Annotated in this window: 25 protein-coding genes; 6 read left to right on the top strand and 19 right to left on the bottom strand. The window is 50.5% G+C overall.

All coding sequences use genetic code 11. The features are described from left to right. Positions 1-76: 76 nt before the first annotated feature. Positions 77-676 carry a spore coat protein gene (locus tag ACFQI7_RS03665; RefSeq protein ID WP_218097426.1) on the top strand — a complete coding sequence of 200 codons (600 nt, stop codon included), beginning with the start codon at positions 77-79 and terminating at the stop codon, positions 674-676. Between the two features lie 86 nt (positions 677-762). Here the strand turns inward: ACFQI7_RS03665 and ACFQI7_RS03670 are convergent, their stop codons facing one another. From ACFQI7_RS03670 to ACFQI7_RS03705, 8 genes are all read right to left on the bottom strand, one after another. Further along, a complete protein-coding gene (locus ACFQI7_RS03670; protein ID WP_218097425.1) occupies positions 763-1,209 on the bottom strand; it encodes a hypothetical protein in 447 nt (148 codons plus the stop codon). A 50-nt stretch (positions 1,210-1,259) separates the two neighbouring features. Next, positions 1,260-1,853 carry a GNAT family N-acetyltransferase gene (locus tag ACFQI7_RS03675; protein WP_218097424.1) on the bottom strand — a complete coding sequence of 198 codons (594 nt, stop codon included), beginning with the start codon at positions 1,851-1,853 and terminating at the stop codon, positions 1,260-1,262. A gap of 348 nt (positions 1,854-2,201) precedes the next feature. Beyond that, positions 2,202-3,173 (bottom strand): GNAT family N-acetyltransferase, encoded by a 972-nt coding sequence (locus ACFQI7_RS03680; RefSeq protein WP_218097423.1) that lies wholly within the window; start codon positions 3,171-3,173, stop codon positions 2,202-2,204. Between the two features lie 157 nt (positions 3,174-3,330). After that, positions 3,331-4,440, bottom strand: a complete 1,110-nt coding sequence (locus tag ACFQI7_RS03685; protein ID WP_218097422.1) for a lactonase family protein — start codon at positions 4,438-4,440, stop codon at positions 3,331-3,333. Between the two features lie 104 nt (positions 4,441-4,544). Continuing rightward, complete coding sequence (locus ACFQI7_RS03690; RefSeq protein WP_218097421.1) at positions 4,545-5,882, bottom strand: ABC transporter substrate-binding protein; 1,338 nt, start codon at positions 5,880-5,882, stop codon at positions 4,545-4,547. 13 nt (positions 5,883-5,895) lie between these two features. Next, positions 5,896-7,215 carry an ABC transporter substrate-binding protein gene (locus ACFQI7_RS03695; RefSeq protein ID WP_218097420.1) on the bottom strand — a complete coding sequence of 440 codons (1,320 nt, stop codon included), beginning with the start codon at positions 7,213-7,215 and terminating at the stop codon, positions 5,896-5,898. A 321-nt stretch (positions 7,216-7,536) separates the two neighbouring features. Further along, positions 7,537-9,318 (bottom strand): glycoside hydrolase family 36 protein, encoded by a 1,782-nt coding sequence (locus ACFQI7_RS03700; protein WP_218097419.1) that lies wholly within the window; start codon positions 9,316-9,318, stop codon positions 7,537-7,539. Beyond that, positions 9,315-9,683, bottom strand: a complete 369-nt coding sequence (locus ACFQI7_RS03705; protein ID WP_218097418.1) for a cupin domain-containing protein — start codon at positions 9,681-9,683, stop codon at positions 9,315-9,317. The genes ACFQI7_RS03700 and ACFQI7_RS03705 overlap by 4 nt, the downstream gene beginning before the upstream one ends. A gap of 179 nt (positions 9,684-9,862) precedes the next feature. On the opposite strand from ACFQI7_RS03705, the gene ACFQI7_RS03710 reads away from it, so the two are divergent. Both ACFQI7_RS03710 and ACFQI7_RS03715 read left to right on the top strand, forming a co-directional pair. Then, positions 9,863-10,705, top strand: coding sequence for an AraC family transcriptional regulator (locus ACFQI7_RS03710; protein ID WP_218097417.1), 843 nt, complete (start codon positions 9,863-9,865; stop codon positions 10,703-10,705). A 235-nt stretch (positions 10,706-10,940) separates the two neighbouring features. Then, positions 10,941-11,150: a hypothetical protein gene (locus ACFQI7_RS03715; RefSeq protein ID WP_218097416.1), complete on the top strand. Its 210-nt coding sequence runs from the start codon at positions 10,941-10,943 to the stop codon at positions 11,148-11,150. A gap of 83 nt (positions 11,151-11,233) precedes the next feature. Here ACFQI7_RS03715 and ACFQI7_RS03720 read toward each other — a convergent pair whose 3' ends face one another. Beyond that, positions 11,234-11,647 carry a DoxX family protein gene (locus tag ACFQI7_RS03720; protein WP_218097415.1) on the bottom strand — a complete coding sequence of 138 codons (414 nt, stop codon included), beginning with the start codon at positions 11,645-11,647 and terminating at the stop codon, positions 11,234-11,236. Positions 11,648-11,851: 204 nt separating this feature from the next. After that, on the bottom strand, positions 11,852-12,394 hold the full coding sequence (locus tag ACFQI7_RS03725) for a helix-turn-helix domain-containing protein (protein ID WP_218097414.1): 543 nt from the start codon (positions 12,392-12,394) through the stop codon (positions 11,852-11,854). 214 nt (positions 12,395-12,608) lie between these two features. Between ACFQI7_RS03725 and ACFQI7_RS03730 the strand changes: the two genes are divergently transcribed. Both ACFQI7_RS03730 and ACFQI7_RS03735 read left to right on the top strand, forming a co-directional pair. Continuing rightward, a complete protein-coding gene (locus ACFQI7_RS03730; RefSeq protein ID WP_218097413.1) occupies positions 12,609-13,235 on the top strand; it encodes a C40 family peptidase in 627 nt (208 codons plus the stop codon). Positions 13,236-13,360: 125 nt separating this feature from the next. Then, positions 13,361-14,629: a LysM peptidoglycan-binding domain-containing protein gene (locus tag ACFQI7_RS03735; RefSeq protein WP_218097412.1), complete on the top strand. Its 1,269-nt coding sequence runs from the start codon at positions 13,361-13,363 to the stop codon at positions 14,627-14,629. A gap of 95 nt (positions 14,630-14,724) precedes the next feature. On the opposite strand, the gene ACFQI7_RS03740 is transcribed toward ACFQI7_RS03735, so the two are convergent. The 5 genes from ACFQI7_RS03740 to ACFQI7_RS03760 form a co-directional block, all read right to left on the bottom strand. Then, entirely contained in the window at positions 14,725-16,209 is a 1,485-nt protein-coding gene (locus ACFQI7_RS03740; protein ID WP_218097411.1) for a HAMP domain-containing sensor histidine kinase, read from the bottom strand. A 153-nt stretch (positions 16,210-16,362) separates the two neighbouring features. Continuing rightward, positions 16,363-17,442 (bottom strand): glycosyltransferase family 4 protein, encoded by a 1,080-nt coding sequence (locus ACFQI7_RS03745; protein ID WP_218097410.1) that lies wholly within the window; start codon positions 17,440-17,442, stop codon positions 16,363-16,365. A gap of 201 nt (positions 17,443-17,643) precedes the next feature. Then, a complete protein-coding gene (locus tag ACFQI7_RS03750) occupies positions 17,644-18,333 on the bottom strand; it encodes an HAD family hydrolase (RefSeq protein WP_218097409.1) in 690 nt (229 codons plus the stop codon). Positions 18,334-18,549: 216 nt separating this feature from the next. After that, a complete protein-coding gene (locus ACFQI7_RS03755) occupies positions 18,550-18,816 on the bottom strand; it encodes a hypothetical protein (protein WP_230414647.1) in 267 nt (88 codons plus the stop codon). Continuing rightward, positions 18,813-19,220, bottom strand: a complete 408-nt coding sequence (locus ACFQI7_RS03760; protein ID WP_218097408.1) for a GntR family transcriptional regulator — start codon at positions 19,218-19,220, stop codon at positions 18,813-18,815. Before ACFQI7_RS03760 ends, ACFQI7_RS03755 begins: the two co-directional genes overlap by 4 nt. Before the next feature lie 137 nt (positions 19,221-19,357). Here ACFQI7_RS03760 and ACFQI7_RS03765 point away from each other — a divergent pair, with 137 nt between their 5' ends. After that, a complete protein-coding gene (locus ACFQI7_RS03765) occupies positions 19,358-19,807 on the top strand; it encodes a type 2 periplasmic-binding domain-containing protein (RefSeq protein ID WP_218097407.1) in 450 nt (149 codons plus the stop codon). 91 nt (positions 19,808-19,898) lie between these two features. On the opposite strand, the gene ACFQI7_RS03770 is transcribed toward ACFQI7_RS03765, so the two are convergent. The 4 genes from ACFQI7_RS03770 to ACFQI7_RS03785 all read right to left on the bottom strand — a co-directional run bounded on the left by ACFQI7_RS03770 (position 19,899) and on the right by ACFQI7_RS03785 (position 24,621). Then, positions 19,899-21,131, bottom strand: a complete 1,233-nt coding sequence (locus ACFQI7_RS03770) for a cytochrome P450 family protein (protein ID WP_218097406.1) — start codon at positions 21,129-21,131, stop codon at positions 19,899-19,901. Between the two features lie 27 nt (positions 21,132-21,158). Beyond that, the gene (locus ACFQI7_RS03775) at positions 21,159-21,770 is read right to left on the bottom strand and encodes a TetR/AcrR family transcriptional regulator (protein ID WP_218097405.1); all 612 of its coding nucleotides are present in this window, start codon (positions 21,768-21,770) and stop codon (positions 21,159-21,161) included. A gap of 257 nt (positions 21,771-22,027) precedes the next feature. Beyond that, positions 22,028-22,582, bottom strand: a complete 555-nt coding sequence (gene pgsA, locus ACFQI7_RS03780) for a CDP-diacylglycerol--glycerol-3-phosphate 3-phosphatidyltransferase (RefSeq protein ID WP_218097404.1) — start codon at positions 22,580-22,582, stop codon at positions 22,028-22,030. A 221-nt stretch (positions 22,583-22,803) separates the two neighbouring features. After that, positions 22,804-24,621: an alpha-L-fucosidase gene (locus ACFQI7_RS03785; RefSeq protein ID WP_230414646.1), complete on the bottom strand. Its 1,818-nt coding sequence runs from the start codon at positions 24,619-24,621 to the stop codon at positions 22,804-22,806. Between the last annotated feature and the right edge of the window lie 74 nt (positions 24,622-24,695).

The following is a 24,695-nucleotide window of genomic DNA, read 5'->3' on the forward strand; positions in this document are numbered from 1 at the left end:
ATATTTTCACCAATTGGAAAAAGTAACCTATGGGATGAAAAATCCGACCAGATGAATGAAAAAAGGAGCTGCTATTATGCCTTTCGGCGCACACGAAACGATGGAAGTCCACGAAATTTTGAATGAAAAACTGAACCTGATCGATCACTTTCACTTATATGCCCAAATGACGCAAAACCGTCAGCTGCGAAACATGATTGATCATCATTTGAATACGGCGATGCGCTCATATGACCAGTTGGTCGCCTATACGCATGATTATAACGCTGCCCCGCAAGGTCAGCCTGCACAATCTTACGGTAACCCGATGGGCTTGAATCCGAACCAAGTCCAGTACGGCCTGCGCCAGCCCGCTCCCGTAGCGCCTGTGATGCAAGGAACAATGAACGACAACCAAATTTTGCGCTCCATGCTTTCCTGCCATAAAAGCTCGGCCAAGCTCCACATGGCAGCAGCCTTGGAGTGCGCCGATCCGAACGTCAGACAAATGCTGATGCAAGGCGCTAATCTGTGCGCAGAGCAAGCGTACGAAGTGTTCATGATGATGAATCAGCTGGGCCAATATCAAGTGCCGACGATGAACGATCATACGGCCAAAACGTTCCTGCATACATATCAGCCTTCCAATCAAGCGCCGAACGCGACGATGCCTCCTCAAGGCTACATGCCGCAGTAACCCGGTTTTCGATCGAATCGATTCGACGAAACCTTCTATTGAAGCAGGCGATTCCGATGTCCGGATCGTCTGTTTCTTTTTTGGGCCTATACGTCATGGTTCCTTCGAACCAACTCCGATTCGGAAATATGTTTGGTCAATTTGTCCAGCTCGGGCGAAGGGAACCAGTCCGTCTTGACACTGCCGCCCCCGTATTTGACAACATGGGTAACGGTGAACGCGGACATGTATATGTTGTGATGCGTAAGCGGCTTGACGATAAGGGCATCCCCCTGCGTCATGTGTTGTAACGTCAACTCGCCGTTTACGGACAGTTTCGCATACACCAACCATCCGCTCTGCACGACATACAACTCGGTGACGTCTTGATGGTAATGGCTGTTCTGCCATCCGCTCGCGCCAGAAGCTTCCGTGCGAATGTAAGAGCTGCCGTCGGAGCTGACCATCCGAAACCGTCTTTCCCCGTTATCCATCTGATGATGCATCGTATCGATCCCCAGCGCTCGCGCTTCGTCGGCGGAAATCGGTTTCACTCTTATACCCCCATTAGATTTTTGACGCAGCGGCTTTATCGATTCATGAGTTAGTCGTGCATCCCTCTCAGCAGCTTCGTCTCAAACCGATTTTTCACTTCCGGCCATTCGTCCGCGGTAATACTATATATATTGGAGTTTCTAATATACCCGTCCGGTAAAATCCGATCTTTTCGCAAAATGCCCTCGTGCGTTGCACCAATCCTTCGAATCGCGTTGTTCGACCTTTCGTTGCGGATGTCGGCTTTAAATTGAACTCTGACATAGCCTAATTGCTCAAAACAATATGTTAGCAGCATATATTTGCAATCCGTATTGACCCCGGATCTCCAAACTTCGGGAGAATACCAGGTCCATCCGATCTCGAGATTTTTATTCGGTTCGGAAATGTTTAGAAACCGCGTACTGCCTACAATCTTGTTCATCTGACGGTGCATGACGGCAAAAGGCAGCTCTGTCCTGCTTCTTTTCCCGGCCAGCGCTTCATCGACCCAATGCATCATATCTTTTAGAACGCTGATTCGTTTGGGTAAATACGTCCAAATGGCTTGATGATTCCCCGCTTGAAAAAGCTCATCCGTATGCGATCGCTCCAGCGGAACCAATTCGACGGTTGATCCGACTAACGTAATATCTTCGAGCATGTATATCCCCCCATATCGCAGATAAAAGTAAATTATCACGAACATGGTTTGTACAAAAGCTCCAATTTCCTTTTTTATAGATGTACCATTTTCATTGCTATATTAGCGTCTTATCGCATGAACTGAAAAAGGAGCTGCAGCCGTTTAGCGCTCCGCTCCTCTTTCGTAATTTGTAATTTATATCCAAGTTAACAAGCATTGGTTCAATTGTCAATGGATCATTACCGCCGGGACTGCGGCGATATCTGGCTCCTTGCTACATGCCCGTCTTTAACAGCTTATTGCAGTTGATAATCATTCTCAACGTCAACAAGTTCACGCTCATACCGTGTTATTATCTCTGTCATCTTACCCCCACTCCACATTAAATATTTTTTCCATCCGTATTTCGCTTTCGTACATCTTCCATCCAAGCTTTTCGTTGACGCGCGCCATGGCCCCGTTCGTCGAACGATTGGCAGTGTAGATGAGCTCCACTCCATGTTTCTTCGCATAAGCGATACCTTTCATCTTCAGCGCCGTCGCGATGCCGAGGTTTCTAAAATGTTTGCTGATCGCCGTATTGCCTTGGATCAACGCCTGATTCGGTCCTTCGAGCAGATAGGAGTATCCGATATATTTGCCTTGGTACGCAGCAATAAAAAACGCTTCCGGAATAAGATCCGGACGGGTGAGCCACGATGTATTCGAATTCGGCTGCCTCTGCCGGGGCGGAAGCTCGTTCGGAAAATCGGGATTCGTTTCGATGACAATTCGTTTCATAAGCTCCATGCATTCCGGTTCACAAGCCTGTTCCTCGGCGAACGTTTTGATGAAAATTCCTTTTTGTCCGAGCTCCCGCTCTGCGTTAACGTAGTCCCTCAAACGGGCTTGTTGAACGTAAAGCTTCCGTTTCACCATACGGTGATTTTCCGCAAACCCTTTGCTCTTGAAAAAAAGGATTTCATCCTGATTCCCCGGGAATAGTCTGGTTTCCACCGCGTACGGCGCAACCCTCATCATTACGGATTCCATCCGGGAGTATAGTTCGTGCAGCAGCTCCTGTCTGTTGCTTTCGCCGCGCAAGACAAGCTCCAGCCTCAGTTTGACGGCGGGCGGAAACTGCTCGGCCAGCAAACCGTAGCCGCAAATGATTCCCGACGGCTCGACTACGATCACATACTTCGCTATCATTCGCTTTCCATTGATTTGATCGACCAACGAAAATGAGCCATGCTGCTGGGCATATAACGTTCGGGATATAACCAGTACTTGTTCAAAATCTTGCGCCTCATATTCCCGTATGTACAACCGCAAAAGATGCACCCGCCTTCGCTGCATTCTTCCGTTCCTCATTTAGTAAACAATGATATGGTAATATTTTCAAGGTAATTTTTGGTTATTAAACAAAAAAAATGACCCCATTCGCATGGGGCAATCGCTAGCAAAAGAAAAGGGCGGATTGACAATGGAACCGCCCTTGCTTTCAATCCATCATTTACATTGCGGCCTGGCCTTCTTCCTCCCAGAACCTGACACAGACGGCTTTGGATGCTTCCGCACGGTGACCGGTATCGAGCAGCATCCCGGTCTGTTCATCGATGCGAAACACGACGAGGTTCGCGCTGTCTTGATGAGCCGCTACCAAATAGCGTCCGTCGGGCGAAACCGCAAAATTTCGGGGGCGCCGCCCCATGGAAGAGACGATCTGTACCGGCGACAACCGTCCGGTCCGGTCTTCGACCCGGAACGCCGCGATGCTGTCGTGACCCCGATTGGAGCCGTAAACGAACCGGCCGTCCGGCGTAATTTGAATCTCGGCGCATGTATTGGCTTCCCTGTCCTCATACTCTGGTGGCAGCGTGGTTACGGAATCGATGAGCCGCAGCGCCCCGCTTGCCGCGTCTCTCTCGTACGCCGATATCGTCGAATCGAGTTCGTTGATGACATACGCATACGGCTTCGATGGATGGAACGCCATATGCCGCGGACCGGAGCCCGGCGGCGCGATCGCTTCGCCATGAGGCTCCAGCTTCCCGCTAACGGGATCGGGTCTATATATTTTCACCCGATCGATGCCAAGATCCGGCACATACACATACCGGTTCTCCGGATCGGTATAGGCGGAATGTGGATGCGGTCGATCCTGGCGCGTCGGATGCGGCCCCGCTCCTTCATGCCGGTGCGCATCGCCCATGCATCCGAGCTGCCCGTCCGGAAGTACCGGCAAGTAGCCGATGGCGCCGCCGGAGAAGCTGGTAGCCACCACGTATCGGCCTGCGGCATTATATTGGATATGGCAAGTCGCTCTGCCGACCGTTTTCTCCTCATTCAGCAGCTGCAAATGCCCGCTCGCCGGATCGAAAGAGAATGCAAGCGCAATCGCGCAAGGCTCTTCCCCAGCGGCAGTCCGTTCCGCAACCGTATACAGCATGCGGTTACGGTGATCGATATCCAGAAAACAAGGATTGCGATATCCGCCCGAGCGGTTCAGTAACGTCAGCGCACCGCTCGTCCTGTCGAGCGTGTAGGCATACAGTCCGTCTTCGGACGCTTCCGCATACGAACCTGCAAATAGTAAGTATGATCCCTTCTCATCGTGACGCATCGCCGATCGTCCTCTCCATATCGTGCAGTGGTAACATCACCATCAAAATACAATAAAAGCGATGAAGCCGTCAACCGTCGCGGGTGCCGCTTCATCGCCTGTTATTACTGGTTTTTCTTCTTGGAATCGACGAGTTTGTTCAATTCCTCATCCGCGTCTCTTAGCGCCGTGTTGACGTCCTTCTCATTTCGGAGCACGGCCTCGTACGCATCAAGAACAATTTTGTTCGTATCGCTTCCCTGATATTTGGAGATGCGCGGAACGGACGGCTTTAGCTTCGTCATGCTGGTCAGATTAAGCGTCTTTCCTTCGAATTCGGGAATGCCTTTGGCGTACTCCAGCTTCACCTTGTCGCTTGTCAGGATGGACATCTTCGCATTGCGCGCCAAGGCGAGCTGCACTTCGTCGGAAAGAATCGATTCGATGACCTGAATCGCCGCATCCTTCACTTTGCTTTGCTCCGTAATGGACATATTCGGCGTATCCACATTCGTGCTGTAGCCCATCGCCGCTTTATGCTGCGGATACGTTACGACATCCCAGTTCACATCCGGGGCCTTGCGCAGCGCAAGCAGCGTCGAGCTGGAGCCGGCAATCATCGCCAGTTCACCTTTAATGAACGCGCTTTGGTTATTGGCGAAATTCATCGTATTGTACGGCGCATCGGCATTGCCCGGGTAATTGTATATACGGTTCCATAGATCGAAAGCGTTTTTCCACGGTTCCGTCGTCAATGTCGATTTATCGTTTTTGTCCAGCTGGTAAAGGACGATCTGGTTGATCATCCGGTTCACGTTATCCGGGAAGAAGCCGCGGTACTGAATGCCGTCGTAGTTTCGCGTAATCTTCTTGCCCAGATCCCCGGCTTCCTCCCAAGTCATCCCGTCTTTGGGATACGGAACGCCGAACTTGTCAAACAGCGATTTGTTGTAAAACAACCCGAACGTATTGTTGAATGCCGGCAGTCCGCCCAAATAATCCGTATCGCCGTTCACTTTAATATACTCGAGCGTTTCCGGAATGATTCGGCCGAGATCCAGCTTGTATTTCTTGATCAGCGGCTCCATATTGGACAGCAGCGTCAAATCTTTAAGCTGTTTCAACGTGCCTCCGTAGCCGACGATAATGTCCGGAATATTGCCGGCGGCTACCAAGTCCGTGATTCCCGACCCTTTCTCGGACGTATTGATGTATTGCACCGTAATATGCGGGTGCTTCTTGGCGAGCGGTTCCGTTACATACTGTTTAAACTCGGCGTCGTTGAAAATCCCCGCGCTTGTCGCGAATTTGACCGTCACGGGACTCGTGTCCACTTTAGGCGCATCTGTGCCTTCATTCGCGGGTTTCGGCACGCCCCCGGTTCCTCCGCCGCTGCAGCCGGACAGCATAATGACAGCACCAAGGGGAAGCAGCAGCGCTCGGTTCCAAATCTGTTTCGCCAACCGGTTCACCCCCTTACTTTCTTTGCGCCAGTTTATCCTGGATCAGCTTATTCATCTCTTCGTCGGCTTCGCGTAACGCCGTATTCAAATCTTTTTGATCGATGATATATGCATTGAACGATTTGGAGAGCACTTTATCGACTTCTCCGTCCGGCAAATATTTGAACGGCGTCATCACGGCGAACTTGAGTTTGGTCATGACGCTCAAATTTTTTCCTTTGAATTCTTCGAGGCCTTTGCCGAATTCCGATTTCAGCTTGTCGTCTTTGAGCACCGTCATCCGGCCGTTTCTCATCATATCGGCCTGCACTTCGTCGGTAAGCAGCGTATCGAGCACAAGGAAAGCGGCATCCTTCGCCTTGCTCTGCTCGGTGATCGCCAGTATCGGCGAATCCAGACGCTGTCCGATTCCCGGCGCTTTACGATGCTGAGGGTACGTAACCATATCCCATTTCAGATCGGGCGCCTTCTTGAGCGAATTGAGCAAATTGCTGTGGCTGGCAATCATGGCCAGCGTGCCGGACACAAAGGCGGTCTGGTTTTTGCCCGCGTTCGGCACCTCAAAGTCACCTTCGGTCAATCCCGGCATTTTGAACAGGCTGCCCCATGTTTGGAACGCTTCGCGCCACGGCTCCGTATTCAGGAGCGATTTATTGGCGTTAAAATCGGCGAAAGGAATAGACAGTTGCTGCTGGATCCTTCCGATACCATCCGGGAATATGCCGCGATACATGACGCCGTTGTCCAGGCGGTTGAATTTTTTGGCGATCTCCACGACCTCGTCCCAGTAAATTCCGTCCTTCGGATAAGGGATGCCGAATTTATCGAAAACATCTTTGTTGTAAAATAGGGCGAATGTGTTCGTATACGCAGGCAGACCGGCCAAATAATCTTGTCCGCCGGCAATTTTCAGCGTCTGCAGCGCTTCATTCGAGAATCGTCCGGTATCAAACTTGTACTTCTTCATGAGCGGTTCCATATTGAAAATCATTTTATTATCGGCAAGCGTGCTGCCCATCGGGCCCGGATAGCTCGCGACAATATCCGGAATATCGCCGGCGGCTATTAAATCCGGCAGCTTGGAGGACGTGTTGTATCGCTCCACCGTAATTTGCGGATACTTCTTCTTGACCGGCTCGACAATATACCGCGCAAATTCTTCTTCGGAGAACATGCCTCCGCTAGCGAATATTTTGACCGTTACCGGATCTTTGCTGAGCTCGGCATTTCCTTGAGCGATATTTGCGTCTGCAGGCGCTTTGGGTGCGGCATTACAACCAACCAATGAAACGGTACAGCATAACGATACGAACCATAAAGACGATTTCTTCATGTAAGATCCCCCTATGCTTATTTTCATGGCAGTGAAACGATGGTGCGACTTGTGCTATGGAACGGCATGCGATCGAAAGCGCTTGTGACAGCGGTTTCAATGATGAAAATGTTTAGTGACAGCGCTTTCTTTTTTGCTTGGACTTCAATCGAACTTTTCCGTCGCCTCCCCTCCGTTATGGCAAATAAGAAGGATTACAAGTTTCCCCACCTATCATCATAATCGTTAAACCGGCGGCGGAGAATGCTGAATAATCATTTGTTTTTGTTCGATCTTCAGCATTCCGCCCCGGCAAAGATGACATCAGTCCGCGGTGTGCGGCTATCCATGGATCCGAAGGCTCACCGTACCGGCCGGCGGCACCTTCAGCTTATGGATGCCCGCGTTCCAATGAATCCGGCAGGTTTCCACCGTCTCGCCGACGCAGTCCCGAATCGTAATGGTAACATCGTTCAGCGGGGCTTCCGTTTCCAAATAAAGCCCGGACTGCAAGCGGCCGTTCACGATAATCCACTCCGTCACGGCCGACTGGCCGGGTTCTAGCTTCAGCAGCGCATCATGATATGTCGCCAGGATCGCCTTTTCCCCGGCGTACGCTCGGACTACCGGATACAGCAGCTCCGGGTGTTCCGGCTGCAGCTTGCCATCCAGCAGCACATCGCGGTGTTCATTCCAAAATGCAAGCCAATACCGCAGCATGTTGCGATGCGCTTCCGGGAGGCGGTCCAGCAAAACGGAAACTTGCGGTACGGAGAACAACAGGTTGACCAGCTGCAAAGCTGCGCTTTCCACGGGTTCCTGCGCGTTCCACATGATCATATCGGCATGAGCCGCCGTATTTCCGGCAATCAGGCGAATATCCAGCGTACGGACCCGGTTCTGGATGCTGTCGTTCGGACAGTCCCCCGCCCGAAACATGTTCCCGTATTTGCGCATCGCAGGTCCGATATACGATTGCCGGAACTCGATCATCATATCCGGCTTGCGGCTTCGCAATCGGCCGATGACATCGGTCAGCAGCCGATCGACGGCCGCGGGCACCGATGTGTAGTCCATCCCTTCCCGGCTGTCCGCAGGCTGGTTGTCCGGCGAGTAAAACGTATCGATAAAATCGAGCTTGAATCCGTCAAGATCCCACTCGCCGACGGCCTGTTCGTATTTGCCGATAATATACTCGCGCACTTCGGGATATCTGGGATCGAGCACGCCCGCACCGTGATTTTCATTGAATCGGAGGATCCGGTCTTTGAACCGTTCCCAGGCGTTGCTGTATTTGCCGATGAACGGTACGGAATACCATAATATGAACTTCATTCCGAGTCGGTGAACCGCCGCGACATGCTGCTTCATATCGGGAAATTTGCCCGCGTACGCTTCCCAGTCGCCGCAGTAGGCGTACCCTCTGCGATTGTCCGCCGTCTGCCATCCGTCATCGACGATGACGGCATCCATACCGAGCTGCGCTGCAATCCGGCATTGCTCTTCAATGGATTGAGCCGTAACGTTCTGATGCATGCTGTACCATGTCGAATACATCGGCCGCCTGGCGGGCTCCGGAACAGGCGCAGGCCGATACGCCGGCATGGCGGCCCACCAGCGCTGCACTTCTTCGAGGCATTCATAGTACGGAAGGTCTCTCGTATCCAGCAGCAGCGTTGCTTCATATTCGCGAAGCGGCGCCGTCGCTTCGGTAAACAGCTCCACGGAGCAGTGGAATTCGGCCGATTCTTCGTGTACGCCTGCCGCATAGCGGATCGTGTTCAATGCGTCCGAGAACGCGAATGTCAGCCGGTTGCGGCCGTTCACGTTATACAGCGTAATTACGGGAGCGGAAGCCGCCGCGTTCGAACGAAGCGGCCGCATCCAATCCGCTTTAAAGCTTTGGTTGCGGTTCATCGCCGGCTGCCAGAAGGCGTGAATATCGGCGATCGGGTGAATAAAGCGAAGGCTGTATACCGGCGGAACGGCTTCCTGCGCGGCTTCAATGCGGATCCGGACCAGCTCGAGCCCTTCCGCGACCCGCTCCGCTGAAACCGTCGAACGGAATTGTTCGTTGTCTCCGGAGATCGTGATTGGGTGACGAGCAGCGTGTATAGTCTTCATTCCGGACTCCTTTGATTTTTGTGGCGCTGCGGGCCTGCGTGGCACCACAACGTGACGATAGGATCTTCTTCGCTGGAATGCAGGTGATGGTCCTCGCCCGGCTCCACAACGACGATATCGCCGGTTAGGACCGGATGCATCTCGCCGTTTAGCTCCATGAAGCCTTGTCCCTGAATAATGACGAAAGCTTCGCAATCGTTGTGTACGTGATAATCGCGCCCTTCCGGACCGTCGTTCGTATGGCTTCGCTCTCCTCTTGAGGCAAAAGCAAGGCCGCCGCTCGATAGGTAGGCTCCGGGCAGCACGCTTTGAAGAAGATGCCCCTCGTTCGTATCCTGCAAGTCTTTGAAACGGTATTTTTTCATGGACGAATCCTCCTAGTCTATTTGCGCTTATATATCGATGAATCGGGATACGCTTTCCCCCTTGATTGTAGCATGCACCGCTAAAAATCCTATGTCTTCAGGTAACACAAACATGGTATAATGTCATGAACATGCCTTCCGGTTAACCGTTTTGTCAGGAAAGGAGACATTCGATCTTCATGTCCCGCAAAGGATTCCGCAATTCATCGCATCCGCTTGGAAGTCAAATCGATCTGAACTTTTATTACTGCGGCAAGGAAGACTGTAAGCCCGGTCATGACTGGGGGCCCGGGATTCGGGATCACTTCAAATTCCACTATATACATAGCGGCGAAGGGATTTTGAAGGTGGGTGACAGCGAGTTTCGCTTGCGGCAAGGTCAAGGCTTCTTTACGTTCCCGCACGCGATCTCCTACTACAAAGCCGACGAGAACAAACCGTGGACCTACTCGTGGATAGCTTTCCAAGGGCTTCAAGCCGAATCGTATTTAAAAAGAGCTCATTTGACCACGACCCGTCCCGTCATGGATTTCGAAGGAAATCCTTGGTTCGAAACGATTTTCGATCAGCTGATGGAGGCGCGGCAAGCGGAAAGAAGCTGTGACCTGAAGTACCAGGGTATCCTTTACCGCTTCCTGTCCGAGGTGATCGATACGGCGTGCAAAGAAACGGAACCCCGGGCGGACGTCAACTACAGCGAACTGTACGTGCGCAAAGCGATCGAGTATATCGAAATCAATTTCAGTCATAAAGTCAGCATCGCCGAGCTGGCCGATTACATCGGCGTCGACCGCAAATATTTGTCCGCACTGTTCAAGAAAAAGCTGAGCTTGTCGCCGCAAGCCTTCCTTCTCCAGTTCCGGATGAATAAGGCCGGGGAACTTATGAGGAATTCCAATTTGACGATCGCCGACATTTCCAGATCGGTAGGCTATAGCGATCCGCTGCTCTTCTCCAAAATGTTCAAGAAGATGACCGGCCTGTCCCCCAAAACATACAGGAAACAAGCGGCCGATTCGTAGCTTGCCGATTCGTCTGCATTATCAAAGTTTTTAGGGAAACAGGACTTCATGATAATTTAAACGCTAATGTTGGTGATACAGAATGCTGGAGCTGGACCGTTCAAGCAAAATACGCACACTGCTCCTTGTGCGGTTGAATTGGATGGAGCGCAGGACCTAGAAGTGGATGGTTACAGGTAAAACGGATCATGCTATATTTGGGGTGTAACGAACTTTTTTGCGAGGTGTGAAGATAATGTCACTAACGGTCTACTATATACTATTTGCTACGATCATGCTCATTGGCGCCGCCTGGACGATGTGGATCGGGGTGTCCAAAAAAAATAGAGAAGGCAATCCGGGCTATGATAATAAAACGAAAGGAAACTGGTCGAGATTATCATGGATTTATATCGCTGTGCTGATTCTCGGATACGCCGCGCTCATCATCTACATTGTTCAGTAGTGCACATTCGCATTTCTGCAGCAACACAAAAAAAACTTAGTCAAGTTCGCACTTGACTAAGCTTTTTTTGTGTTAACGACGCATTATGCCGATGGATTATGCTTCATCAGGAACCGGTCCAAGCCGAACTGCTTGTAATTTTCCGCTGCAATATATAAGGAAGCTAACGCCAGCGCTAGCTCAAGCTCGTAACCAGGCGATTTGCCGTCGCCCATCAAGCCAAGACCAAGCTTCACCTTTACAATCGCGCCGATCATTACCAGGAACAACAGTGCGGCAATATATCTTGAGCCGAGTCCCACGATAAGCGCGATGCCGCCGACAAGCTCAATGATCGCGACCAAATACCCGAGCGCACCCGGCAAACCTAAACTTTGGAAAAAATTCGAAACGTTTCCGAGACCCATCTGAAATTTGGCCGTGCCATGTACGAGGAAGATGATACCTAACAGGACGCGTACCACCGTATAAGACCATAATTTAACATTCGACAACATGTTCATCTCCTATCACTTATTTTTTGTTAGTCTCTTACATGCGTAAACTATATCATTTTGCCGATTTATATGTCAACAAAAATATTTCTAATATAAATTTATTATTTGTATTTAAAATATTTGCAACAAAAAAAAACCGTAAAAGCAGGGAAACTCCCTTTTTTTACAGTCACTAGATTGTAATCGCGGAAATCCGCCGCATGGTTACCGATGCTTCTTATAGTTTTCGTTATATACGATAATTAATAAAACCGCGGTTTCCTCCCCGGCATTGGTGACCCAATGCGGCACGGAAGCATGCCAGGAGAATGTATCGCCCTCCTCGACCGTGTACTCATCCTCCCCTTGGCCGACGGACAGTTTTCCTTTGATTACATAATGGGTTTCCAGCCCTTCATGCTCATTCGTCTCTTTGTCAGCCGGACTACCCGGCGGTATTTCCGTGATCGACATCCGCAGACCGCCAATTTCGGCCAGATGCTCGATTATTTGGACGCCCCGGTACAGGCTGAAGGTGCGTTCCGATTTGCGTACTACGCTCATCCGCTCCTCCTGCCTCAACAGCAAATACGCGATGGGTACGTTGAAATAATCGGCGATCGTCTCCAGCGTCGCTAATGACGGCGAAGTTTTGTTGTTTTCCACTTGACTCATGAACCCTTGCGATAAACCCGTTCCTTCACAAAGCTGGCCAAGCGTGATACCGCGGCGCTGTCTGATCGCCCGTATGGTCGTGCCGATTTGCATGCTTCATATCTCCACATCTGTTATTTTCATAGCTTTATCTTAGCAGAACGGAATTCGGAATAAAAACGATATTTCCCGGGCAACCGCAGAAAACGATACGATTTCGGTTTTATTGACACGCCGCTTTCGCTGATTTTCCACATTTTACTTGTATTCTCTCACTTGCTATTTTTCATATAATAGATTTGCTGCAACTACGAATGGGAGGGAAACTATGAAAAAAACGATTGTTTCAACCATACTTGGCTTCAGTATTCTGTTCGGCGGAGTTGCATCCGCTGCGCCATCTGACGTCTACATAGCTACAGATGACGATACGTTCTGGACCATTTCCCAAAAGCTGAATGTGAATATAACCGATTTGATCGCGGCCAATCCGAATGTGGATCCGCGCAACATTTACAATGGCGTGAAGATTAATCGCCCCGTCCAATCCGGCGCCAAAGAAAGCTGGGAAGTGAAAGCGGACGCCATTATTGCGACAGGGATGACGCAGCTCGGAGTACCTTATGTGTTTGGCGGCGATACGCCCGGCGTAGCTTTCGACTGCTCCGGTTTTGTCCAATACGCGTTTAACAGCCACGGATTTAATCTGCTTCACTCTTCGGCGCTCCAAAGTCAAATGGGCACGCCCGTCGACAAAAGCAACCTTCGCAAGGGCGACCTGATCTTCCTGCAAGGCACGTATACCAGCGGAGTATCTCACGTCGCGATTTATCTCGGAGACAATAAAGTTTTGCAAGCGGGTACGCTCGGTACGAGAGAAGTAAAAATCAGCACTTTGTTCGGCACGCCGTACTATGATTCTCATTATTGGGGCGCGCGCCGCTTGATCAATTAATTCAAAGCCGAAGACGACCGCATACATGCGGCAGCGTCTTCGGCTTTTTTTGTAAAATGTCACACACCCGGGACATTCGCTGAATACTGTACCATAGACTACTTTCTAGAAAAGAGAGGTATGGTATGCTGATCCATGTCATTCAAAGCGGAGAAAATTTATGGCTGCTGTCCCGGCGTTACGGTGTCAGCATCGATGAGATCGTTGCCGCGAATGAGCTGCCGGACGCCAATCGGTTGACCGTCGGTCAAGCACTGGTCATCCCGCTGCCTTCCAGGCACATCGTGCGGCCAGGCGATAATTTATGGCAGATTGCGCGGCTGTACGGAACGACGGTGCAAGCTCTGCAGCAAATCAACCGAATCCCGAACCCTTATATGATACAGCCCGGACAAGTGATCCAAATTCCGGCAAAGCGGAAACCAACAATCGATGTGAACGCGTTCACCATCCAGTTTGACGAAGCGGGCGCTCAGGAAGTTCGCGACATCGGCCGGCATCTAACGTATCTTACGCCGTTCGGCTATCGCATTCAGCGCGACGGCAGCCTGGAAGCCGTCAACGATACATTGCTGATCCAAGCCGCTGAACAGACGCAGGTTGTGCCGATCATGGCCATTACGAATTTCTCGGCTACGGAGCTCGGTTCGGAGGTCGCTCATATCATTCTTAGCAGCACGGAGCTGCAAGATAAGCTATTGACGAACATTATCGATACGATGCGGAGTAAAAAATACCAAGGCTTGAACGTCGATTTCGAAAACGTGCGTCCGGCCGACCGCGAGCTGTACAATCAGTTTCTCCGGCGCGCCGTCGAACGGCTGCATGCCGAGCACTATTTCGTATCGACGTCGGTTGCGCCGAAGACGAGCAAAGAGCAGAAAGGATTGCTGTACGAAGCGCATGATTACGAAGCACAGGGAGAGATTGTCGACTTCATCGTTCTGATGACTTACGAATGGGGATACCGGTTCGGGCCGCCGCAGGCCATCTCCCCCATCGACCAGATTCGAGCGGTGTTAAACTATGCGACCCGCGTCATTCCGTCGCATAAATTATTAATGGGCTTTCAGCTCTACGCTCGGGATTGGCTCCTGCCGCATGTGCAGGGACAGGAAGCGGAAACGTTCAGCGTGCAGGAAGCATTCCGGCGCGCCGTGCAGCATGGCGCGGCCATTCAATACGACGCCCAAACCCAATCTCCTTATTTCCGTTACACAGACGAGCAGGGACGCAACCATGAAGTATGGTTTGAGGATGCCCGCAGCGCGCAAGCCAAATTTAATCTCGTCAAAACGTACAATTTGAAAGGGATCAGTTATTGGGTGCTCGGCTATCCGTTCCCGCAAAATTGGCTGCTGCTGGAAGACAACTTCAGGGTGCGCAAGCTCTAAAATTGTTATAGGAACAGTCCCCCCTATGTATACAGGGGGGATTTTTTATGTCGGTCTCCAACGGATCATTCGAAGCTTTTCGGGTGACATACTTCTTAATCCAAAGGAAACCGGATCGTCACAGTCGTCCCTTCGTTCTCATTGCTGGCAATGCGAATATGGCCGCGGTACATTTCCGTCAATCTTTTGGCGATGGATAGTCCTAAGCCGGAACCTCCGCGTTTACGGCTTCTCGCTTTATCGACTCTGTAGAACCGGTCGAATACATAAGGCAATTCATCTTCCGGAATCCCGATGCCCCGGTCGGCAATGGTAACTTCAGCCCATCCATCAAGGACGGCTCCTTTGACTTCAACCGACCTATGTTCCCCGGTGTACTTGATCGCATTGTCCAGTACAATCAACAATATTTGCTCCAGATGAAGCCCAACCATCTCAATCCTAATCCCGCTAAGCCGCTCCAGATCCAATTGGAACTGAAACTGCGGATGCGCCGAAGCGAAGCTTTTTACCGTTTGTTCCGCAACTTCCTCTACGTGAATCAACTCTCTTTTTTCCTGAATATCGGGAGTTTCGGCTCGAATCAGCATCGTCAGCTCCTGAACCATTCCTCTCAGCCGCTTGACTTCCTGCAAGGAGGCTTGCAACGACTCCTCAAGTACGTCCGGATTTGCCTTGCCCCAACGATTCAACATGGATAGATGCCCTTCCAAAATCGTAACCGGCGTCCGCAGTTCATGTGAGGCATCCTCCAAAAATTGCTTTTGCTGCAGGAACACTCGCTCCAATTGATTCATCATATCGTTAAATAGCGCGGCCAAGTGTGCGAGTTCATCGCCATTTTCTATATGGTGAACGCGCTCATGGAGTCCCTTTTGCTTCACGTTTTGAATGGCGACAGACAAGGCGCGAACCGGCGCAAGAAACCGGCCCGCAATGAATGTCCCGCCCAAAGCGCTGAATAGGATCGAAAGCACGCAGCCGACAAACATAACAATAATTAGTTCCTCATTGACTTCATCGAATGTTTCCAGGTAGCCGATAATTTCAATCGTTCCTTGGAAATGATCGGTGATGAGCGGACTTCTCAATATGATCAAATGCTCGTTTGCGTCACGCTGGTCCGTCATTTCCCTTCGCGAAACCTTTTTCGGCACAACCCATTCGGTAGGCACTTGATCCGTCACCGTAAGAATCGGGGCACCCTCTTCATTCAAAATACGAATAAATTGATCCTTCTGATTGACCTGTTTGACGAATGATCGACTTTTCAAAATTTCTCTTTCGTTTAAAACTTCGCCTTTTTCCAAAAAGTAGTCCTGCAATTGCCCCATGCTTTTTTGAATTAAATCCGTCTCGTGCTTCAACATCCAATTTTTTAACACCATATATTGAGCCAACGTATAGAAGGCAAACAAGAAAAAAATGAATGTCGATGACCAAAAAATCATCTTCCACCGAATAGGCAGCCGTACGAAAAAATCGCGAATCGGTTTTCTCATCGCAATACATAGCCCGATCCCTCGAACCGTGTGGATCAGCTTCTCCTCTTCAGGGTCTGATGATGCAGGAATACGCAAAGAAAATCTTCAAGAGGGCACCGTCAAGAAGGTGAACATGGATTTCTGATATTATTTGATAGAACTGCCAGTCATATACAAAGAACCCCTGACAGCTCGGCCATAGGGGTCTTTTTGGAGTTCATGGGTCTAAACAAGTACTTATATCCTCTCCTACTTCATCGCGCGCCTCAAGTAGATGACGGATAGCTTGCTTGCCGTGTTACCCCAGCTGAAGTTGCGCTTGACGGTCATTCGCCCGTTACGTCCTAATCTTGCTTGCAGCGAACGGTTTTTGGCGATCTTAACGATATATTGTGCAAAAGCTTTCGCTTTTTTGTACTTCGCTACAAGGTAGCCGTTGTGCCCATGCTTAACGATTTCTTTAATTCCTCCGATATTCGAAGCGATAACCGGTATCCCCGACGCCATCGCTTCCACATTGACAAGTCCGAACGCTTCATGCTCCTGTGAAGGACAAACGAAACAATCTGCAAGACGATACACGCGATGAATTTTGTTGTGCGGAATATTGCCCAAAAATTTCACCGGTACATTCTGTTTCCTGGCTTGGCGCTTTAATTCGCCGAGATACGCTCTTTTCCCTTTGCCCGCCACGAGCAGCGTTGCGCTGCCCCATTGTTTCCTGACTTTCCGAACGGCTTTGATCAGCACCGGCACGCCTTTACGCGGAATCACTCTGCCGACAAACAAAATGACGCACGAACGCTTAGATGGTCTCCGGCCTGACGGTTTGAACCGCTCCGTATCGACGCCAAGATGAACGGTTCGGATTTTATGCCGTTGGGCGGGAAATAATTTGTTCAAATTGTGCTGAAGCGAATTGCTGTTCGCGATGATCAAATCCGCTTTATGCAAACAGGCATTAATCGACTTCGTCCGAGGCACGAACGTCAACGAATGCAGGAACAAGCTCACCGGAGTTCGAGGGAACGCTCGCTTGATTTGCGCCATAAAGTAGGGACGATTGTCCACCTGGATCAAGTCATATTTGCGGCCTTTCATAAATCGAAGCACGGAGGAGATGTAACGGTTGGAGCTTCCCGAAGGAACGCGGACGATCGTCAGGTTGTGTCCGATACGGCTTATAGTTTGCGAACCGCCTTTTTGACGGCTGACGATCGTGACGTGATGCTGCTTCGCAAGTTTCTTGGCGATGGCAAGCATACAGATTTCGACGGAACCCCCGCCGGGAACGGGAAACTGTTCCGGGGCTACCATTAATAAACGCATGCGAGCACCTGCTTTTCCGGATTTTCTTATGCACTTTATTCCGGCGCGCAGGACAGCTACACGGTGAATGCCTAGCTCGGCAAAATTTCATCTTGCCCGTACGGCAAGAACCGGCAGCGCTCACGTTGGTGAGTCCCACAAAAACGACAAAAAGCCGGGTGGCGCAGACTTCGTCCGCAGCATTCGGCTTTGTATATCGTTTCACATCCTGATTTCAGTTAATAAATGCGATGGCTTCGTTAATTTTTTGTGATCTGTAATTTTACCGCTAATATAGTCCGGGATAAACCAGGTGGCATGATAGGCTGTCAAGCCCGCCGCTCGCGCCCCGTCCAGCTCATTCGACCCGCCGTCTCCAACGAATAGCGATTGTTCCGCACGAACGCCCAACCGGTTGCAGGCCAACTCGTAGATGCGAATATCCGGTTTGGCGTAACCGGACTTATACGAGAAGATGACATCGTCGAAATATGGCGGCAAAATACTGCGTTCCCACGCTCTTACTTCTTCTTCGGTGCAATTGCTGATCAGTCCGAGCTTGATTCCCCGCTTCTTCAACCCGTCCAGCATTTCGGATATGTCCGGGCCGATATCGCCGAACGGCGCGGCCTTTTCCTCGATGCGCCCCGCATATAATCGTTCGAGTGAGTCTTCCGGGCATTCCACGCTGCAGCTCGCGGCAATGTCTTTTACTACGGAAGGATAATCGGGAAAATGCCCCGTCATTCTTTTCGTCTGCCGGAGCCCCCACTCGCGCTTGAATTGTTCATTCGATATGCCCAGCAGTTCAAGGTAGTTTTGGTCCGCACGGCTTACCCTTCGAACCCCGTCTTTGTACTCGGATATTAACGTTTCGTACAGATCAAAAAACACGGCTTCCGTTTGCGCCATTGGTGCATTCCCCTTCCACGGTATGTCTCCCTTTCAGGCTGCGGCTCCATTGCAGCCGTTACTCCCCTTTACTACAGGGATCGCTTGCCTGATCCGTCAAACCCATCGGAAGGCGAAAGCAGTGTATTTCTTCGAAATTCGTTTCAACTGCGACGCGAATGTCCCCACTCGTCATGTTGTAGGTCACCGACCATAGGTTTGATACCTTCGAATGGTTCACAGGCGTTTTTTGCTACTTGTTGCAGCAAGTTCATTGCACCGGGAGCGGAGACGACTCGCACTCCTTTGCCGTCTTATTTGCATAATTATTCCATACCGCCTGGTCATTTTCCTTCTTCCGTCCATCGAAAAGTTGTGCTGCGCATATGGGCCGAGAACGCCGACGATTCGTCCCGCGGGGATGACGACATCCAGTCCATCGAGCGCGATTTTTTTGCCGTAACGCTTGGTCACTTGCTTGCATACGACGACCGGCTGCGTCACGACGGCGCACCTCTTTTGTCCTCTGCCGAATTGCGGCTCACATACTCCTCAATATCGTTCCATGTCAAGCCCAAGCTTTCCATCTGCGCTAGAAAGGATTCGATATATTGAGCCGCGAGCTCCGTCCTGAACTTCTTTACCCGTTCAGGCGAAGAGGTGACGTATGTCCCTTGCCCGCGCCGTTTCTCCGTCAATCCATCGCGATCCAGCTCCTGATAGGCGCGCATTACCGTATTCGGATTCATCCGCAGCTCCTGCGCCAGTTCACTTACCGAAGACATCTTGTCTCCCAAGCCGATTTCTCCTTTCGCGATCGAGCTTCGCACTTGATCCAATATTTGCTCGTAAAGCGGTTGGCTAAAATCGATTTGAAAACGTAGCGAGCCAACCTGCTGACCGTTCATAGGTGTTCCTCCCATGTCGGCTTTTCACAAACGAAAAGCGACAGCTGTAGACTCCAACATAAAGTCCAAGGCTGCCGCCGGTAAACATGTAAACTCCAACCTTTGATTGACAATGGAAAAATACGGATGTAAAACCGATGGATGGGCCGATCATTGTGGAGTACGGAGCCGCGGACATCGGCATAGCAGGCAAAGACGTGCTGCTGGAGCAAAAGCGAGAAGTGATCGAACTGCTTGACCTGGGGACAAACGGTTCAAGATTGGCGGTGTTCAGCTTACGCAAAGAGCTGCCCGCTTATATGATTACCATCGGAACCGGCTATCCCCGGATCGCAAATGCTTTTTTTGTGAGCCGGGGAACGCAAGCGAATGTAATAACATTGAGCGGCGATCTGAATAACGTCGTCTCTTTTCGTCTCGTTGATTGCATCGTAGATTTGGATCTGCAGCGGAACGTCGACGAATCGTTACATGAGCTTGAAATGATCACTTATGTAACGGACCGGCTGATTGTCAATCGAGTCAGCTACATTCTTAAATATCCCGAAATCGAATCCGTATGCTCTGCCCTTTCGCTTGTCATTTAGCGACAGCACCCGGAACCAAACGGATAAGCGTTTGGTCCGGGTGCTTCGAACGTATTGTACCATCCTTCCGGGCCATGCACGGTGAAACAGGTTAGAAATTCACCGGCAGGCTTGCAAGGGAACGTAATGTGCTGTAGTTATAAACCAGCTGCTCCGGTTCGATCGACAGTCGTAGATTAGGGAGCCGCTGCAGCAATGTGCCGAAAGCAATCTGCCCTTCCAAACGTGCCAGCGGAGCCCCCAAACAAAGATGGATCCCTTTACCGAAGGCCAGATGCTCATTCTCTTCACGGGTAATATCCAAAGCCTCGGGATTGGCATGCTGATGCGGGTCAAGATTGGCACCGGCCAATGAGACTACAACCATCTCGCCTTTGCGGATTTGTTTGCCGTGCATGATGATATCCTCGCCCGCAACACGGCTGGTTATCATAACGGGGCCAGCATAGCGCAACAGTTCTTCGACGGCAGCGGGAAGCAACGATGGATCGTCCCGGAGCAAGCGCATTTGCTCGGGATGCTGCAGCAGCGCAAGCATGCCATTGCCAATTAGATTTACCGTCGTTTCATGCCCGGCGGTAATGAGCAGCCAAATGGTCGAAAGAAGTTCATTCTCGCTTAACTTGTCTCCTTCATCGTAAGCCTGCACCAAGCCGCTCGTCACATCATTACCGGGATGTGCGCGCTTTTCGGCTAGCAAAGTTTTGATGTATTGGACAAACTCCTCCAGTGTCGCAATAACTGCAGCCCCCTGACGAGGATCCAATGCAGCTTCCCCGAGCGTGCGCGTCCATTCGCGAAATTGATTTCGATCGCTAGCGGCAATCCCCAGCATCTCCGAGATGACAATAATGGGCAGCGGATACGCATAATCCGCAATAAGGTCCATGCTGCCTCTCTCCTTCACAGCATCCAACAACTCGTCGGCAATTTGCTGAATACGGGGACAAAGGCCCTCAATCATATGCGGAGTGAACGCTTTGGAGGCCAACCTTCGCAAACGGGTATGATCGGGCGGATCGACCGTAAGCATATTCGGCATACTTTTCATCCATTCAACGATATTGCCCACGGACGTATTTTCCTGGGCGGATTCCTGTTTATTGTGCTGCATTGCAAGCTTTTGCATATCTTTGAGAAAACGAGGGTCTTTCAAAATCGTTGCAACATCGTCATGACGGAATGCGACCCATGCACCGCCCATACCGAAAAAATCGTCAAGACGGTAGAGCGGCTCTTGTTGTCCGGCAAGTCGCTTATAGAATGCAATGAAATCACGCATGTTTTCCGGCGAGGCAAAATCGTTACTCGTTATTTTTTCCATGAATATACCCCTTCCATTCTGCATTTTTCATTGGGCGATTCCATGGCGGATCATGCTGCAAAATGAATTCATCGAATCGAAAAAGTTTTGAACGTATTCCTCATCAATAGCGTCTATGGCAGTGACTTCCGCTAAGAACTTCTTTTCGAAATGTTCCAATGTGATAAAGATTAGCTCAAAAGCCTGCTTGCGGTCTACACCTTCCCGAAGCGGAACATTTTCAAATAATTGCTCCCACACTTGATTCTTGGCAGCTATCGCATGACCATACTTTTCTTCAATGTCGTCTTTTAATTCATCCGGCGTCAAATAAAAAGCTTCGTACACCAACTTATATTCATCAGAAAAGTTTCGATAATAATTGAATTTTAGGCGGCTAAACTGGTCAATCGTTTCAAAAAAATCGTGATTCCGAGCAATGGAATCCACTCGGAGCTCTGTCCGCATCTTCCCAAAACAATGCTCCAACAAGCTGAAATACAACTTTTTTTTGCTGCTGAAATGATGGAAGATCAACGCCTTGGAAATACCGGCTGCCTCCGCCAACATCACCGTTGAAGTGTTTTTATATCCGTGCTGCGCGAACACAGACAGACAAGCTCCCAAAACCTTTTCTCTCTCGTAAAGCTGTAAAGGCAATGCTTCACTTCCTTTCCATGGATACTAACCGATCGGTCAGTAAAAACATAACGCATACTGACCGGTTAGTCAATATAATTTGCTCATTTGAAGTAATGAATACATTTTGGATTTGTTATGAACAAATCCGATTTGTGAAAAACAAAAGAAAAAATCTGTACCATCAAGGTACAGACCCATGACATATGGATTATCAAGTTGGTGACAACGATTGCTGCTATTGCTATAATCTAGAACTCTTTGAAATTGACGTTTGTTTACGTATGCAATTCAAGCAGCTTGTAGTTGTTCCGAATATAGTTAAAACCGGAGTACAGCGTAAGAATGACGGCCGCAAAAATGGTGAGCTGATGTACCGGCAACGGAGTGAACAAGGCAAAAGGATAATTATCCAGGAGTACGGCTGCGATTCCTGCGACCTGCAACACCAGCTTCAGCTTGCCGTAACGGTCAGCGGCCAAAACGATTCTTCGCATCGCCCCCATAATGCGAATGGCGGTAATCAAAATCTCGCGGCCGATAATGACGACCGCGATCCACGACGACAGCTTCTGCTCCTGGACAAGCATGATGAGCGCGGCGGAAATGAGCAGCTTGTCCGCCAGCGGATCCAACAGCTTCCCAAGATTGGTCACCTGGTTATACTTTCGTGCGACGTATCCGTCAAGTTTATCCGTGGCTGCAGCCAATACGAATATGGCAGTCGCGATGTATACGTTATACGGCAACCATGATATCAATGGAGACATCGACAGCAAAAATAAAGGGATCAGACAAATTCTCGAAATCGTAATCTTATTGGCCGTATTCAACGCAAAACCTCCCGATCCGTTTTCATTTTCTCGGGCAGACCGCCCCGCGGCTGCATCTCATCAAGCGGCTTGCAACCGCCAAAGTACCCAATGTAAATCGTACCATATTTTGGTTGTTCGGCAACATTAAACTTACCGTCGCGCAAAAAAAGCCGAGAATTCGCATGAAACAAACGAACCCTCAGCTTATTGTAAATTAAATCAGCACATGTGACGACATGTCATCGTGACTTGACAGGACGCAGTTGTACTTCCTTCAGATTCATTAATACATCGCCCGTTATGGTGTCCGCGCGAACCGTAAGCCCGTAGCTCCCCGGTTCATCGAGCCGGATGACACCCAGTTCCTGCTCGATAAACTCGTATCCGTTGCCTTTGGCCGTTACACTGCCGGTCAGCTTTTGACCGTTCGTTTCTACGATGAACGTTCCTCCCGCCTTGCCCTCCTGTGCCCCGTAGACGATCTTTACGCTGTAATCGCCCGGAGAGGCCGCACGGTATGTCCAGCGGATGCGATCGGCAACGTTCGCCCAGTCGGTAACGACATCACGGTCTTTTTTACCGGTATCGTACCGCAGTTTTTCCCCCTCGATGTCGCCGTCGAACGCGCCGAAGCGATTCGCATAATCTTTCTCAAGCAGTCGTTTCACCGGGTTGGCATCGAGTTCGCCTTCCGCCTCGGCGACGATGACCGTTGCATCGGGGTCGAGCGCTTCCGACGGTACATAGAGACGAATGTCTTCTTTACCGACCCGCTCCCATCGCAGCGGCGTCCGCTTCGGATCGGCAAGCAGGTAAGCGCGCGCCAGTCCGTTTCGCAAACCGGGAACGATAAGCTCACCGCTTGCAGGCCAATCGAACACGTGCAAATACAGCTTCTGCCCGTTCGCGGTGCAGCGGCCCCATTGCGGCTTGCCGATCGGGCTGCCTGAGGTGCCGTGTACGCTTTCGTCGTTTTGCTCCATCCAGCGGCCGACGCCCTGAAGAATTTCGATCGATTTATCGTCAAATTCGCCTTCGGGCGTCGGACCGACGTTCAATAAATAGTTGCCGTTCAGGCTGAACACGTCAATCATGTTGTGCAAAATGCTTTTGACCGACTTCCAGTTGTGATCCGTTTTCTTATAACCCCACGAATTGTTCATCGTATGAATCGATTCCCAATCCTTGCGATTGATGCGAATATGCAGCTGATTATCGCCGGAATTGCCGTAATCGCCGAAGCCGTCTCTTCTCACTCTGCGGTTGACGAGGCAATCCGGCTGCAGGCTGCGCACAAAATCGACGAACCGCTGGCCTTGCTCATCCGTCACCTTGTGGCCGCAATCGAACCAGATGAGCCCGACGTCGCCGTACTGGGTCAACAGCTCCTTCAGCTGCGGGAACGCCTTTTCGTTCAAATACCGCTCGTACCGGGTACGTTTGTCTTCATCGTTGATCCACGATTCGAGATCGTCCCAAGCGCCGATATTGTTCGGATAGTCGTGGGTATTCCCTTGAGAATCGGGATGATGCCAATCCATCGAATGGGAATAGTAGAAACACAACTTCACGTCATGTTTGCGGCAGGCTTCGGCTAAATCCTTCATCGGATCGCGGCCGTAAGGCGTGCGCTTGACGATATTAAAATCGCTGACTGCGGAGTCGTACAGAGCAAACCCGTCATGATGCTTCGCTGTGATGACCAAGTATTTCATTCCCGCTTCTTTGGCCGCTCTTACCCACGCATCCGCATCAAAACGCGTCGGATTAAACGACTCGGCGACGGTCTCGTATTCTTTTACCGGAATTTGGCCGCGGAGCATAATATGCTCTCCGTAAGCTCCGGGTACTTCTTTGCCTTTCCATACGCCGCCAAGCAGCGAATACAAGCCCCAATGAATAAACATCCCGAACCGGGCTTCTCTCCACCAAGCCAACCGCCGGTCTTGAACTTCTTCCGAAAGCTCGGACTTCGCCGCCTGCTGCAGCGCCTCCGCTTCCGCATTATCCATATACATATCTCGTTTCGTCATGGCGACCCCCTGCAATAGCTTCATGATCATTTCCCCTTCATTCTACATGCGGTATGGTATAATCAAAATGGGCGTAGTTAACTCGTTTTTGTACAGAA

The sequence above is a fragment of the Paenibacillus allorhizosphaerae genome (assembly GCF_042659105.1).
Taxonomy (GTDB): domain Bacteria; phylum Bacillota; class Bacilli; order Paenibacillales; family NBRC-103111; genus Paenibacillus_G; species Paenibacillus_G allorhizosphaerae.